The 14,542-nt window shown below is 68.1% G+C and carries 12 protein-coding genes and 1 pseudogene; 5 read left to right on the top strand and 8 right to left on the bottom strand.

From position 1 onward, the window contains the following. Positions 1-236: 236 nt before the first annotated feature. The 3 genes and pseudogenes from ACFYWS_RS26065 to ACFYWS_RS26055 all read right to left on the bottom strand — a co-directional run. Positions 237-523, bottom strand: a pseudogene (locus ACFYWS_RS26065) (transposase); the annotation flags it as partial. A 26-nt stretch (positions 524-549) separates the two neighbouring features. Then, positions 550-1,407, bottom strand: a complete 858-nt coding sequence (locus ACFYWS_RS26060; protein WP_389280515.1) for a PucR family transcriptional regulator — start codon at positions 1,405-1,407, stop codon at positions 550-552. A 21-nt stretch (positions 1,408-1,428) separates the two neighbouring features. Continuing rightward, complete coding sequence (locus ACFYWS_RS26055) at positions 1,429-1,668, bottom strand: hypothetical protein (RefSeq protein ID WP_389280514.1); 240 nt, start codon at positions 1,666-1,668, stop codon at positions 1,429-1,431. 334 nt (positions 1,669-2,002) lie between these two features. Here ACFYWS_RS26055 and ACFYWS_RS26050 point away from each other — a divergent pair, with 334 nt between their 5' ends. Further along, entirely contained in the window at positions 2,003-3,814 is a 1,812-nt protein-coding gene (locus ACFYWS_RS26050; RefSeq protein ID WP_389280513.1) for a CocE/NonD family hydrolase, read from the top strand. A gap of 402 nt (positions 3,815-4,216) precedes the next feature. Beyond that, positions 4,217-5,227 (top strand): esterase/lipase family protein, encoded by a 1,011-nt coding sequence (locus ACFYWS_RS26045; protein WP_389280512.1) that lies wholly within the window; start codon positions 4,217-4,219, stop codon positions 5,225-5,227. A gap of 103 nt (positions 5,228-5,330) precedes the next feature. Here the strand turns inward: ACFYWS_RS26045 and ACFYWS_RS26040 are convergent, their stop codons facing one another. Next, positions 5,331-6,224, bottom strand: a complete 894-nt coding sequence (locus ACFYWS_RS26040; protein WP_389280511.1) for a haloalkane dehalogenase — start codon at positions 6,222-6,224, stop codon at positions 5,331-5,333. Between the two features lie 160 nt (positions 6,225-6,384). After that, positions 6,385-6,582 carry a hypothetical protein gene (locus tag ACFYWS_RS26035; RefSeq protein WP_389280510.1) on the bottom strand — a complete coding sequence of 66 codons (198 nt, stop codon included), beginning with the start codon at positions 6,580-6,582 and terminating at the stop codon, positions 6,385-6,387. A 684-nt stretch (positions 6,583-7,266) separates the two neighbouring features. Here ACFYWS_RS26035 and ACFYWS_RS26030 point away from each other — a divergent pair. The 3 genes from ACFYWS_RS26030 to ACFYWS_RS26020 all read left to right on the top strand — a co-directional run bounded on the left by ACFYWS_RS26030 (position 7,267) and on the right by ACFYWS_RS26020 (position 10,560). Further along, complete coding sequence (locus tag ACFYWS_RS26030; RefSeq protein ID WP_389280560.1) at positions 7,267-8,601, top strand: UDP-glucose dehydrogenase family protein; 1,335 nt, start codon at positions 7,267-7,269, stop codon at positions 8,599-8,601. Between the two features lie 172 nt (positions 8,602-8,773). Further along, positions 8,774-8,944, top strand: coding sequence for a hypothetical protein (locus ACFYWS_RS26025; RefSeq protein WP_389280509.1), 171 nt, complete (start codon positions 8,774-8,776; stop codon positions 8,942-8,944). Further along, positions 8,941-10,560: a glycosyltransferase gene (locus tag ACFYWS_RS26020; protein WP_389280508.1), complete on the top strand. Its 1,620-nt coding sequence runs from the start codon at positions 8,941-8,943 to the stop codon at positions 10,558-10,560. The genes ACFYWS_RS26025 and ACFYWS_RS26020 overlap by 4 nt, the downstream gene beginning before the upstream one ends. Before the next feature lie 423 nt (positions 10,561-10,983). On the opposite strand, the gene ACFYWS_RS26015 is transcribed toward ACFYWS_RS26020, so the two are convergent. From ACFYWS_RS26015 to ACFYWS_RS26005, 3 genes are all read right to left on the bottom strand, one after another. Further along, the gene (locus tag ACFYWS_RS26015) at positions 10,984-11,316 is read right to left on the bottom strand and encodes a hypothetical protein (RefSeq protein ID WP_389280507.1); all 333 of its coding nucleotides are present in this window, start codon (positions 11,314-11,316) and stop codon (positions 10,984-10,986) included. A 93-nt stretch (positions 11,317-11,409) separates the two neighbouring features. After that, positions 11,410-12,201, bottom strand: coding sequence for a TnsA-like heteromeric transposase endonuclease subunit (locus ACFYWS_RS26010; RefSeq protein ID WP_389280506.1), 792 nt, complete (start codon positions 12,199-12,201; stop codon positions 11,410-11,412). Between the two features lie 279 nt (positions 12,202-12,480). Next, on the bottom strand, positions 12,481-13,422 hold the full coding sequence (locus tag ACFYWS_RS26005; RefSeq protein ID WP_389280505.1) for an RNA-binding protein: 942 nt from the start codon (positions 13,420-13,422) through the stop codon (positions 12,481-12,483). Positions 13,423-14,542: the final 1,120 nt, after the last annotated feature.

Genomic DNA, 14,542 nt, shown 5'->3' with positions numbered 1-14,542 from the left:
AGGTGGTGCATCGGACCCTCCAGCAGTTCAGCAGGTCCCGGATGGCGTCCTGGACCTTCTGGAGCGACAGGCCGACGTACGGGCTTTCGGAGAGTCGCTGCTCGGTCAGGAAGAGTCCATCCGCCGGCAGATCTTTGCCAGCCGGACGAGTTCGGTGATCGAGGTGCCTGCGGGCAGGGCGGAGAGCCAGTGGCCAGTAGGACCAGAAAGTGAGAGTTCACGGCCCGCGGGAGCTCCGGCGCCAGACCCCATCCCGACAGTCGTCCAGGATGTCCAGCGCAAGAAGACACTTCTCCCATTTCGGAACTCCTCGGGCACCTTGCTCCGGTGACGCCGCCCAGCATCCTGGGGCCCACTCCTCATTGAGGAACAGCCGCCACTGCAGCCGACAGGATGCGGCGCCGGTGACCGCCTGGACGCTCACAGGGACCTGGCAGTTGTCCTGTCCGCCCAACGTGTCGCAGTACTGGTGGGCCACGGCGATCGTCATCCTGCCGTCCTGCGGGCAGGACTCGGCATCGACCACCTACGCCTCGTCGCTCCAGCCCGCTATGCATCGCCTGACGTCGGCGGGCGGAGGCTGAAGGCCTCCAGGGCGACGAGGAGGTTGGTGGTGGCGTGGGGGTCGTCGAGGGCCAGGCCGGTGAGCGACTCCAGGCGCTTCAGGCGATAGCGCACAGTGTTGGGGTGGCAGTACAAGGTCTGCGCCGCATCCCTGATCGAACCGCGCGCGCCGTACCAGGCGCGCGCGGTGTCCAGGAGCAGCGCGCAGTCCTCTGGTGGCTGGGCCAGGACGGGCGCCAGGATCCGGGTGGCGATCTCGTCGGCGGTCTCGGGTGCGTTGGCGATGAGCAGCCCGAGTGGCCGGTCGCCGTAGTGGGACGGCCCGCTCTCATCGGCGGGCAGGCAGGCTCGTGCCAGGCGGGCCTTGAGGACCGCGCGCCCGGTGTGCACGATCTCTCCGAAGGCGGGGCTGATGCCGATGCGGCCGAGCAGCGCGGACTGCAGGCAGTCCGCCATGCTGCCGGTGGCCAGCCGGTCCGGTCCCAGCGGGATGATCCCCAGGCATTCCTGTGAGGATCTGCGCCACACCGAGTCGATGCCCTGCTCGCGCAGACGCAGTTGCACGCTGGGCGGGTCGTACCGTCCGTCGCTTCCGGCGGCTTCCTCAGCGCCGTCGGACGCGACGACGCAGAAGGTGGCGCGCCGCGGGAGGTCCAAGGCGTCGGCGCTGTCGAGCAGCAGGGCGGGATTCTGGACATGCTCGCCGAACAGGATGGCCAGCAACCGCTCGCGCTCACGCCCCTGAGCCCGGGCCCGCTCGGCAACCGTCTCGCGATAGCTGTTCTGGACCGCTTCGGCGTACCGGTCCAGCGCCAGCCAGATGGTGGTGACGTGTTCGAGCAACGCCGAGGCGGTGCCGGGCTCCTAGAGATCTGCCTCATCACGCAGCGACTCCCAGATGAACAAGGCGCCGATCCGGTAGCCATGCAACACCACCGGCAGCGGCATCCCTTGCTCGGCTCGACGGCGCCCGTCGGCCCGCGCGGTCTCCAGGTCCAAGGGGGCAAGACCAGCGAGGTAGCGGTAGATGCCTGACAGGTGTGCCGTGCACATCGCGCACAGATTCTCCAGCGGGAGTTCCGCCAGCGCCGCGAACTCCTTCACCGCTGCCCTGGCCCGGGCGGTGAGCGCCGCCGCGAGCTCATCAAGCCGCTTGAGCAGACGCAGACTCGGCTCGCGCAGCTCCGGGGGCAGCGGCGCTTCGAGTGGGCTGGGGGAAGTGGGGGGGGCATGACGGGAGCGTAGACAGCCCCTAGCCGTTTGTGCCAGGGAACAAAGATCGCGGCGCTGTCGTGTTGGCCGTTCCAACGACGCCGTGCCGCTCCGACGGACATTCTCTGATCCGGCCGTGCGGCGATCGTGTCGCGCGGCTCGGTGGATGCCCTGGCGGGAGAGGACATCCACCGCCCTGGCGACCGCGCACGAATCGGAGTTCGAGATGCCCCCATACCGGAAGGCCGGCACGCTGGCCGCCGGAACCGCCCTGCTGGCGCCGCTGCTCTTCGCCAGTCCCGCGAGCGCATCGGGGACGCAGCCGGACTTCAGCGTCACGCCACTGACCTTCACCGTCGACGCGGGCGGCCACAGCTGCACCGTTGATGCCGATCTCTACCGGCCCGCCGGAACCGATGCCAAGAACCCGGCCCCGGCCGTCCTGACCACCAACGGCTTCGGCGGCAGCAAGTCCGACGGCGCCACCAACGCGATCGCCAAAGCGTTCGCAGCGCGCGGCTACGTCGCTCTGGCCTATTCCGGACTCGGATTCGGCAGATCGGGCTGCCCGATCTCACTCAACGACCCGGCTGTCGACGGAAAGGCCGCGAGCCAGCTCATCGACTTCCTGGCCGGCGACCGGGCCGCCCGCGACGGCACGACGATCGACTACGTCACCAAGGACGGAAGCGACGACCCCCGCGTGGGCATGATCGGCGCCTCGTACGGCGGATCCATCCAGATGGCCACGGCTGCCCACGACCACCGTGTCGACGCGCTGGTGCCCTTCATCACCTGGAACGACCTGTCGTACTCACTGGCCCCCAACGCGGCGCGGCAGGACGGCCACGGTCAGGGCGTCAGCTCCGACACGGTGGGCGCCTTCAAGTACCAGTGGGCGGGCGGCTTCTTCCTCATGGGCGAGGCCGGGGGGCTCCTCAACCCCAGCTTCGATCTGAGCCGCATCGGTGGTGCCGGCTGCCTGCACTTCGCCGCGAAGCCCTGCCAGACCATGCGGCTGCTCACCTCCAACCGCTACCCCGCCGCAGAGACCAAGACGGCCGTCAACTACGCCCGCAGCGTGTCGCCCGCGTCCTACATGTCCGGGGTCAAGGCGCCGACGCTGTTCGTCCAGGGGCAGGCGGACAGCCTCTTCAACCTCAACGAGGCGTCCGCGAACTACGAGATGCTGCGCAAGCAGGGCACGCCCACCAAGATGATCTGGCAGTCCTGGGGGCACAGCGGCGGCATCAGCAACCCTGCCTCCGGTGAGCTGAACATCGGCAAGGGGAACCTGGAGACGAGTTACGTCGGCCGGCGCATCCTGTCCTGGTTCGACCGCTACCTCCAAAACCGCCCCGGCACCGACACAGGCCCGGCCTTCGCCTACTACCGCGACTGGGCCAAGCCCAGTTCCACGTACGGAACTTCCAGCGCCTTCCCCGTAGGCGCGGCCCAGAAGCTCTACCTGTCCGGCGACGGGGCCCTGGTCGGGAGCCGCTCCGCGGTCAAGAGCGGCAGCCGGGAGTACCGCAACCGGCCGTTCCTTTCCACGAGTCACTCCGAGAGCCCGCTGACCCGTGCCATCGGCCTGCCCGACCGTGCGCCCCACGACGCCGCCGGAACCCATCTGGCCTGGACCTCACGCCCCCTGAGCGGCCCCGCCGAGGTGGTCGGGGCGCCCGAGGCCACCCTGAAGGTGACCTCGCCGGCGACCGAGAAGGTACAGAACTCCGGGAACAGCGCCGACAAACTCGTCCTCTTCGCCAAGATCTACGATGTGGCGCCGGACGGCACCCGGACGCTGGTCCAGCGGCTCGTCGCCCCGGCCAGGATCCCCGACGTCACCAAGCCCTTCACCGTGAAGCTGCCGGGCATCGCCCACCGCTACGAGAAGGGCCATCGGCTGAGCTTCGTGATCGCGGCGAGCGACAACGCCTACTACGGCAACAGGGGTGTCAAGCCGGTCACCGTCACCAGCACGCCCAACGACACCGGCGTCCTGAGCATCCCGGTGGTCAGCGGCTCCGTGCGCTGAACCGGGAATCTGCTGAGCGCATGCGACTTCGCGCTCGTGGCGCCGAGGCGCCGAGGCGGCAGGGGATGCCTCGGACGCAACAGGCCGCGAGGGCGAAGGGCCGGAGACGCGTGGTCGGTGGCGCGGCTCCGGCCGCCAGGAAGCAAGGCCCGGTGCGCTGCGACACCACCTTTCGCAGGTGACTCAACCCGTCGTAGAGCTGACGGGCGGACAGGCCCCGGGGCCCTGTCACACCGCAGCGCGACGGCCCCGGTGAGGGCGCCACCGGAGCACCCTCCGCTCACCGGAACTCACCCCGTAAACCACCCCAACCAGGCACACCCGCCCCCTCCGTCACCAGGCGGCCCGGCACGGATCGCCATCCCCCCCGGATCGGCCTGCTCACTTGCCTTGGAGAAGAGAATGAAGATTCAGCGCGTCCCCCGCCAGTCCCGTACCTCCGCGCATCGCGGGGCCGCGGCAGCCCTCACGGCGCTGTGTCTGGGGGCAGGCTCTCTCGCCACGGCCGCAACGGCCCAGGCCGCCCCCGCCCCGGACGAGACATCGACAAAGGCCTCAGCGTCGGCCGACACCAAGTACCCCGTGGGCGACCTCGGCACAGTGGTGCACAACCACCTGTTCAGCCCGAACGCCGTGGCCGGCGCCAACGACTGGACCTGCAAGCCGAGCGCAAAGCACCCCTACCCGGTGGTGCTCTCCCACGGGGCCGGCGCCAACATGGGTGCGAACTGGGCGGCGTTGGCCCCCCGGCTCGCCAACGAGGGCTACTGCGTCTACGCGTTCAACTACGGCATGCACGCTCTGTCGTTGGGCCGCAGTGGCGGGATGACCGACATCGGTGAGTCGGCGAAGAGCATGAGCGCCTTCGTCGACAGGGTCCTCGCGTCGACCGATGCCAAGAAGGTCGATGTGGTCGGCCACTCGGAGGGCGGCATGATGCCGAACTACTACATCAAGCGGCTGGGCGGCGGCGCCAAGGTGCACACCCTGGTGGGCATGGCGCCCAGCAACCACGGCACCACCCTCTCCGGCCTCGTCACCCTCTTCAAGGGTCTGAACGGGCTCGGGCTCGTCAACAACTTCCTCGACTTCGCCGGACTGGCCGGACTCAAGCAGCAGGAAGTCGAGTCGGACTTCCAGAAAGAGCTGTGGAAGGACGGGGACACCGTGCGCGGCGTCAACTATGTCGTGATCCAGACCAAGCACGACACGGTCGTCACGCCGCACACGAACTCCTTCCTGCGCGGCGACAACGTGACCAACATCCTGCTCCAGGACCAGTGCCCCGATAACAGCGTCGGCCATATGGGAGTGGCACTCGACGGGCCGACACTCGAGAACATCGAGAACGTCCTGGGCCCGAACGACCCCGACTTCAAGCCCGTCTGCGCCAACTACGGCCCCGCTGTGTGACCCCCGAATCGCCGTAGCGGCCCGCCGGTTTGTCCGGCGGGCCGCTACGGCTGTGCAGGCGCAGGGCGGCACATGCGTACCTGGCCGCCCGTGGGATCCCGGTCTACAGCCGGTCGAGGAACTCCTGGAGAGCCTTGCCGATGTCCTGGGGGGAGTCTTCTGGGAGGAAGTGGGCTCCCCTGACGCTGACCGCTTGCTGGTTGGGCCAGGTACGTGCGTACTCCAGGGCGGGCCCGGTCATGACCGCGCCGGGGTCTCCTGCGATCAGCAGTTTGGGCACCGGACTCTGCGAAGCCCATGCCCCGTTGTCCTTGACGATCGCCGCGACGTCCTGCGGCTCTCCGTCGAAGGGCATTTCCCGCGCCCAGGTGAGCATGGGCATCCGCGACTCGCGAGTGGTGAACGGCGCCCGGTAGGCGGCCATTTCCCGCTCGTCGAGTTCACGCATGGTGCCCATCGGGAGCATCTTCTCGACGAAGAGGTTGTTGTCCAGGACGATCTCCTCGCCCTGGTCGCTGCGCACGGCACGAAACGTCGCGTCGCCGCCCGGCGGGAAGTCCGCCCAGCGGCGTCCCTGGATGACGCCTTCCATGTAGGCCAGGCCGTCGACCCGCGCCGGGTTGCGCCGCGCCCAGTCCAGGCCCAGGGCGGCGCCCCAGTCGTGCATGACGAGGGTGACGTTCCCCTCGGGCAGGACCGCGTCGAACCAGGCGTCGAGGTAGCGGACATGATCGGTGAACCGGTAGGCGCCGTTCGGCGTGGGACCGGAGGCTCCCATCCCGGCCAGGTCCGGGGCCAGGTAGCGGTGGGTGGGGGCGAGGCTGGAGATGACGTTGCGCCACAGGTACGACGAGGTCGGATTGCCGTGCAGGAACACCACGGCGCGATCACCGGAGTCGGTGTCGACGTAGCTCATGCTCACGCCGTCAGCCGTGATGGTCTTGCGGGGGTGCGGGTCGGTGGCGGTGTCGGCTGTTCCGGCCGGGTTCGATGACATGTCAGCTTTCCCTTCCTTTCCGGGGGCTCAGGAGGTCGATATCTGGCATTTGAGAATGAATGGACCCTTGCACTGGCGTCGGCTGTCTGCAATGGATCAGAGCCGGGTGACGTACCGGGCGCGACCATTGAGGTGAGGCTCTGCCGGGCGCCGGGCGGTGTCAGTCCCAGACCTCGTCGAGGTAGGGGTTCGGGGTCCGCTCGGCGGCCGGGAGCTGGGGCTCCCATACCTGCCGCCACTCCTCCTCGCCCATCGCGGAACGGAAGTGTTCGACCGTCGCGGTGGTGGCGGTACGGGCGGCGGCGAGCCGCTCTCCGAGCAGGGTGCCGTCGTACTTGACGACCCTTCCGTTCACCATGGCGGTGTGCACGTCCCCCGGCCGGCCTGGAAGACCACGTGCCCGTAGGGGTGGATGATCGGATGCATCGCGGGGTGCCCTCGCAAACGTCACGGCCTGATGGGCTGGAATGTTCTGCTGGAGTACCGCGAGCATGGGGGAGGGGGCGCACGAAGGGCTCGCCGCTCCCCAGCAAGCTCGACCTGGGTCGGCTTGGAACGGGGGCGGGTGTGCTACCGCATGCTCGAAGAGTCCGGTTCGGCCTGCGGCAAGAGCGGTAATGGCCCGCTCGCACCTGCAGAGGTGGGCGGCATCGCGATCTGGCTCTGAAGCCTCCGTACCCAGGGCAACGCAGATCGAGGCAGCCCACACCTCCATGGTTACATTTTGATCACGCATGTTCGCAAATTCTTCACAAGAGGCTGGAGTGGGCTACCTTGTTACTCGTTCAACAATGGGGGGCAAGTGCTGCCTGCCGGGGTGACTACCGGGTTTCGGGCATGCAGCTGTCTGGCTTCCGTGCGACGCATAGGGGTGCGTCGCACGGGGTGGCTGCCGGGGTATCCGATCCGCTCGCGGAGCTTGGGTGCTACACGGTGGTCGCGGCGTCGTGTCGCCGGGCCCCTCCTGCAAACAGTGGAGACGGCGGGGGAGTTACACGTGCAGGTCGGTGCTGCATTGAGCCCTGTGAGGGCAGCGGGGACGTTGGAGCGGAGTGATCCGGTTCCGCGTATCACGGTCGTGGGGACCGGTTACCTTGGCGCAACTCATGCCGTGTGCATGGCCGCCTTGGGCTTCGACGTCCTCGGCGTGGACACGGATGCGGTCAAGGTCGCCAAGCTGAACTCGGGCCAGGTGCCTTTCTTCGAGCCGGGCCTTCCCGAACTGTTGAGCAAGGCGCTGGACTCCGGGCGCCTGCGCTTCTCCACCAGCTTTCATGAGGCCGGTGAGTTCGGTGACATCCACTTCATCTGCGTCGGCACGCCCCAGCAGCAGGGGTCGGACGCCGCGGACCTGCGCTACGTCGAAAGTGCCGTGACTGAACTGGCGGCGCACCTGCGCCAGCCCGCGCTCGTGGTCGGCAAGTCCACCGTGCCGGTAGGCACCGCTGCACGGCTCACCGAGATCGTCCAGCGCGTTGCCCCCGCCGGCACCGACGTCGAACTGGCCTGGAATCCCGAGTTTCTTCGCGAGGGATTCGCCGTGGACGACACGCTGCGTCCCGACCGGCTCGTCTTCGGCGTGGCCTCCGACTGGGCCGAGACGCGGCTGCGCGCCGCGTTCGCGCCGGTGATTGCCCAGGGGGTACCGGTGGTGGTCACCGACCTGGCGACCGCCGAGCTGGTCAAGGTCGCCGCCAACTCCTTCCTCGCCACCAAGATTTCCTACATCAACGCCATGGCTGAGGTCTGCGAGGCGGCAGGCGGCGATGTCGCGCGGCTGGCCGAGGCGTTGGCCCACGACGAACGGATTGGCGGTCGCTTCCTCAAGCCGGGCCTGGGATTCGGCGGTGGGTGCCTGCCCAAGGACATCCGTGCGTTCGCGCACCGGGCCGAGGAACTCGGCGTCGGCCAGGCCGTCTCCTTCCTCCGGGAAGTCGACGACATCAACAAGCGGCGGCGCTCGCGCACTGTGGATCTGATCGCCGAGCTGGTGGGCGGGGAGCTGCGCGGGGCGCGGATCACGGTGCTGGGCGCGTCCTTCAAGCCCAACTCCGACGACATCCGCGACGCTCCGGCCCTCGATGTCGCGAGTAGCCTGCACCGGCTCGGAGCGCAGGTGACCGTGGTGGACCCGGCCGCCCTCGACAACGCCCGGCGCAGCCACCCCGAACTCGCCTACTGCGCCGACGCCCTCACGGCAGCGGCGGGAGCGGACGTCGTCGCCCTGCTCACCGAGTGGAACGAGTTCCGGCTCATCGATCCGCAGGTCCTGGGGGCCGTGGTCGCGCACCGGCGCGTGGTCGACGGTCGTCACGCGCTGGACCCGGTGCGGTGGCGCGAAGCCGGCTGGGAGTACCGCGCTCTCGGCCGCCCCTGAGCCCGGCGAATCCTGAACCCAACTTCCCGAGGGCGACCAGTAGTTGTGTTGCCCCCGGGGTGCTCTATGTGCAGAGCCTCGTCGCAGAGCAACGCGCATAGAACCCTGCAGCACCCGCATCCAATTGTTCGACGTACCGAGACAGTCTCGTACTCCTGGGGGGAGTTCCGTCATGTCCGATGGACAGCAGCTTGCCGCAACCGGCGCCGGTGGTCTCACGGTCGCAGGCGTCACCATCTACACCGGCTGGTGGATGTTCGCCGCCGCTGCCGGCCTTGTTCTCGCGGGGATCCTCGTCACCCGCGTGGGCTTCCGGAGGCGTCAGACCGTGGGCGAGGAATGAGCCGCAGACGCCGCCGTAGCCAGGTGCCGGTGCTGTCCGCCAGGCAGCACCGGTCCGGCACGGTCCTGATCGCCATCTGCGGCCTCGCCCTGCTGACCGTCTGGACCGCCCACCACGCCCTCACGGTCTCCACCTGGGACTCCAAGACCACCGGCCGCCTGTCCTTCGTCTGGCTCGGCACCTTCCTACTCTTCGCCATCCAGGTCACGCTCTACCACCTGGACCGTCCCATGCGCGTGCCCGCCAAGGCACGCGAGCGCCTGGACCGGCTGCACGTGTCCATCCTGATGCCCACCTACAACGAGGACCCCGGCTACCTGAAACTCGGCCTCGAGTCCTTCCTGCAGCAGACCCGCCGCCCCGACAGCGTCCACGTGGTCGACGACGGCTCCACCACCACCGACTACGCCGACGTCCGCGACTGGTGGCTCCAGGCCGCCCACCAGGCCGGCGTCGAGACGACATGGCAGCGCATGCCCAACGGAGGCAAGCGCCACGCCCAGGGCCACGGAGTCGAAGCCAGCCCGCACGCCGACGTCTACATCACCGTGGACTCCGACTCCTACCTTGACCCCCGAGCGGTCGAGGAGATCCTCAAACCGTTCTCGAAACGGCGCGTGCAGTCGGTCGCCGGCATCGTCATCGCCACCAACAACAAGGGCCCCAGCCGCCCTGTCTTCACCCCGCCGCGGAGCCGCGGCTCGCGCAAGGCGATCCGTCGCGCCAAGCGCGAGCACCGTAGGGCGGTTCTGTACTGGCGCAGCAGTCAGCTGCTGGCCCGCACGACCGACCTGTGGTTCGTGACCTCGCAAATGGTGGACCGCTCCGGCCAGTCCGCCGTCGGCGCCGTCATGGTCAACTCCGGTCCGCTCGCGGCCTATCGGGCCGCCGTGGTCCGCGACAACCTCGGCTCCTACCTCAACGAGACGTTCATGGGTCGCGGCGTCGCATTCAGCGACGACAGCATGCTCACCCTGTACGCCCAGGAGCGAGGACTCACGGTCCAGCAGAGCACCGCCATCGTGTTCACGGCCATGCCGGAGCGCTGGAACCACTTCGGCCGTATGTACCTGCGCTGGATGCGCGGATCGACGATCCGCTCGATCTGGCGGATGCGCTACCTGTCGATGGCCCGACCCGCCTTCTGGCTCCACGCCATGCGCTGGACCCAGATGGTCCTCACCCAGCTGGTCACCATCTGGCTGCTGGTGGTGGAGCCCGTCGCCTACGACAACAGGCCGCCGCTGAGCATGCTCTGGATCCCCTTCCTGCTCGGCTGGGCCCAGGGACTGCGCTACCTCGGCATCATCCGCACCGACGAACGCATCCGCTCCCGCCTGCTGACCTGGCTGATGATGCCCCTGGCGATCATCATGGCCTGGACATGGTTCCGCTGGCTCCGCTGGTATGGGATCGTCACCTGCGCCAAGACGGGCTGGGGCACCCGGCAGAACGGGGCCGAAGTCTCCCTCGCAGGAGGCACCCCGACGCCGCAACCGTCTGTCTCAACGCCCGGCACACCGCTGGCAGTTGTACAGCCCACGCCGGGCGTCTGGGACGAGGCCAGTACGAGGCAGCCTCAACAGCACTGGCCACCCATCGCGTCAGCTCCCTGAGCCTTCGCCCCGGCTCACCTGTCGCCGGGGCGGAAGCATCGAGATGACCGGGCAGGGGGTGCGTCGGCGTGAGGCGGAGCCTCCGCTCACGCCGTGGGGTCAGGTACGTAGCCGGACTCTTCATCGGGGAAGACGTCCCTGACCAGTTCGACGCGCGGCACCCGCAGCAGGTACCCCTCGATGGGTCCTCGTGGAAGTCGGATTCCTGGCTGCGGCTGATCACAGTCAGGACGGACCAGTTCTGTGGTTCGGGCTGGGGGACGAGGAAGCACAGGTCGGCGTTGTCGGTGCCGCCCCAGCGGATGAGCTGCTCCGGCGAGGAGTCGCGTTCATCGAGGAGCTGCTGGATGTGGGGGCGTGCGGCACGCATGGTGTCGCGTGCCTGGAGGGTTTGCGTGACCAGGTCCAGGTCCAGGTGCGGGTTCACGGCGCCCGCGCGGTACGCGTGAAGGAAGTCGTCGAAGCTCGCGCCGCCGAAGGCGTCGAAGAACGCAGGCAGGGTCTTGACCAGGAGCCCCACCGATCCCGCACCAGCGTCGCGCGAAACTCACCGGCGCGCGGATCGCCACGGCCCCACTGCCGCCGCCCCCGTCTCAGCCGCTGCGGGCAATCCGACGTGTCGGAGCCGACGGCACCTTCGCCGTTGCCCGCCAGAAGCTCCGTCCCGGCATCGCGCACGCGGGCAAGACCGTCACCGTGATCATCGAAGAGACCTGCTTCCGCGTCCTCGATGGCGAGGTCGAGATCTCCACTCACCCACGCAAAGGTGGCCGCGTCACCCGCTACGTCGCTGACTCTCGCTGACCGTCAACCATCACCTGGAACCGTCAAGCATCACGCGAGACACCGTCAAGCAAGTCTCAGGACCAAACCGTCAAGCATCTCCCCGGACCTCACACCGGAGCGCATGACGAGCGAGCGGTCCTGCAGCGGGGCGGCCAGGTCGACGCCCAACTGCCTCGACCACAGCAGGTACAGCGGATGGGCCCGGGCCACCGGCTCGCAGCCCGTCGCCGCCACGAGCTCACCGAACCTTCGCCCGCCCGCGGCCTCGGCGAGCAGCACCGGCCGAAGCCCCAGCGGATCGGACCTCAACCGGCGTTGCGACGCCATCGCGTCCAGCCCTGCGAAGGTGTGCTTCCGCCAGCGAGCAGCCACCGCGTAGCGCCAGCCGCAGGCGACCTCGGCGGCCGCGGCGAACGACTCCCGGTCCGCCTCCTTGATCAACGGCTCGGGGCGTACGTCGATCAGCCAGACGGCGCGGCGGGTCACCGTGAGGTAGTCAGGGGTGTGGGCGCGGCGCTTCCCGCAGGTGGCGAAGGAGATCTTCAGTGGCTGCGAGACGACGTCGACCACGTCGCCGGCGAAGGTCAGGGCCAGCAGAACCCGGCTCTCCTCCAGGCTCTCCGCGCCGTGGTGCTGGCCGGTACTGGTCAGGAACTGCAGGCCAGGACGGTGCCGTTGGTCCCGGCGCCAGGTGAAGTGCCGCATCGGGCCGCTTGTGAGCACCGGCTCCTGCGCGAGATCGTGCACCGAGCGAGACGCATCGTCCCCGCCGGCCCGCCACGAGACCGCCCACCGTCTCGTCCAGCCGTCGCCCATGTTCAGACCGGACCTTCCCGCGTCGACGTCCGTCGCCACGAAAAGGTCCTCCCACCTGCACCGATGCGACCAGACAGACCCGGTGGCAGCTGTTTTGACTACCCTTCCCGACCCAGCACGTGTAGCGGCCATGGGCCCATGGAAGCGCCGTAGAGAACCTCAGGCTCCCGATCTTCGTTTCTGCTGGCAGAAAGACTGCTGAATGAGCGTCTGTGACAAGTCGGATGCCTTGAATGTGGCAACCAGGCTGCCTCGACGTCCCCTTCGCCAGCTCAGCCGGTGCCGGGACAACTTCTTAGCTTCGGCTCATGAACCGGGTCACCATCGTGCGCGCAACACGCCGTCGCTATCGGGTAGAACGGCTTGGAGCAGTGGACTGCGTTCGTCGGCGTAGAAGGAAAGAGCGCGGGCCGCTCGCGCGTCGGCTACCAAGGCAGCGAGCTCCTCGTACTGGGTCTCATCGACGATCATGTCTCTGATCGTTCCGTCCTTCGTCTCCCAGACGAACTCGATGTGCCATTCGGACGGCAGCGCGGTCAGGACCGCGACGACATCGGGTTGCAGGTCGGGCCAGACGGTCAGCAGGGCGCGTGGGCCGAGACGGGCTCGCACCGCGTTGAGGTTATTCGTGGTGAGACGGTGCCAGCGGGTGGCGTTGACGATGTGGGTTTCCTCCAGGAGCAGACCTTGCCGCGCTACCAGCTCGGTACACACCGACGCCCAGAACCCTTCGTCGGCGGCTTCTGTCACCTCTGGTTCCGCGGCGTAAGGTGACGCCGACAGCCGTTCCGCGAAGAGGCCGAGTTCTCGTGTACGGGCCACGGCGTCTGTGCAGGGCTTGTCGCTGCCCACGTACACGTACTGGTCCCATCCGACGTGCACGGCGAAAACGTCCTCTGCCTCCAGCCGGCACCAGGCGCCCTGTTCACGGAGCATGACGCGGATCAGCTCCAGCGCCATCGCCAGGGAAACCTCGGCCCCGTCGTGGTAACCGGCGAGGTCAGCCGGGAAGAGCCCGCTGAGATCGTGTCCCTCGACCGCCGGCTGGGCACCGAAGTGGACGAGCCCGGTGACGGAGGGCTCACGGATCTCCAGTCGGTCGATGCCCGCAGCTTCCGCGAACGCGGAGATCGCCTCCAGGTAAGCGGCCTCGACCGGCCCGTGGTCGCTGACCGCCTCCTCCGCGCCCCGGTAGCTGCCGTGCTCGTCACGGTCGGCGGGGGCATACTTCGTGATCCGGTGAACGAAGGCAGGCGGCACGCTACTCCTAGACAAGATGGAAGGTAGCGCCAGCGTAGGTCCCGAGCCGAACTCGCGGTTCCCGGTTTCCGCTGCACGGCCCGACAGCTCTTTCTGGTGACAGAAAGACTGCCGAATGAGCGCCTGTGACAAGTCGGATCCCTCGCGTGTGACAACCAGGCTGCCTCGGTCGTCCCCATTCACCAGCTCAGCCGGCCCCGCTGGTGACAACTCCTGAGCTTCGGCTCAGGTACCTCCCTCTGGTAGCAGTGGCCGCGGAGCCGGAGGCATCTGGTTGGGAACCGGTCGGGAGAGTTGGAGGTATGGCAAATGAATGCAGGTCCTGCCGCGAAGGCAGGACCTGCTCTTGATGCTCCGGTCTCTCGAGGTGACAGTGCCGAGTCGGCTGTTGTCACTCTCGGTTGAAGATGCCCGCGCCCGCTGTGATGCCTGCGGTCGCGATTGCGCCGGCCACCGCAACAACCGTCGGCTCACTTGGTGCTAGCACCAGAGTGAGGACGGAAGCGGTCAGCGCCGCAGTGACGATGAAGAACCCTGCGATGGCTGTGTTCCAGCCCGATCGGGGTGGCCGCGGCGCTGGGGTGTGTCCGCGCGCCCGAGGAGGGTGTACTCGCATAGACAGCTCCTGATGGTCCGGGGCCGCCTGGCAGGACGGCCTCCCGTTCCACTGCGATGCCCCCAGCCAGGGACGTTGATACAACTCGTCGGTAACAACCGATATCCTGTTGTAGGCGCTCTCCGGCATCGTGCGCATTGTTCCTGGACGCAGGCTTCAACGAGCATCCGCGTGGGCAGCATGGCCAACGTGAGTGTGGGCTCCTCGAAGGAGGGAAAGCTCGCGCTCTGAGCAGTTCCTTCTGATGGTCCGAGGGAACAACGAACAACATGCCGGTCGTCTGTGGCAGCAGGCCCGGCCGAACATCATGCAGGGGGTCTCGCTGTGCGGGGCCCCCTTTGCAGGTCCTGTCCCCGACAGTCCCGAGCTGCAGCCTGACGTTCCCCACCGTGCCGTTCTATGGGGAGTGGTTGTGTCGGATCCGCTGTAAACGCCTGACCCTCGTGGTTGTGCGGGGCGGTGCAAATTTGGACCGCCCGCCCCAACACGCGGGGGAGGCCGTTG

It is taken from the genome of Streptomyces sp. NPDC002795 (assembly GCF_042888725.1).
In the GTDB taxonomy this organism is placed as follows: Bacteria; Actinomycetota; Actinomycetes; order Streptomycetales; family Streptomycetaceae; genus Streptomyces.
This window is presented reverse-complemented; position numbering and strand designations above follow the sequence as displayed.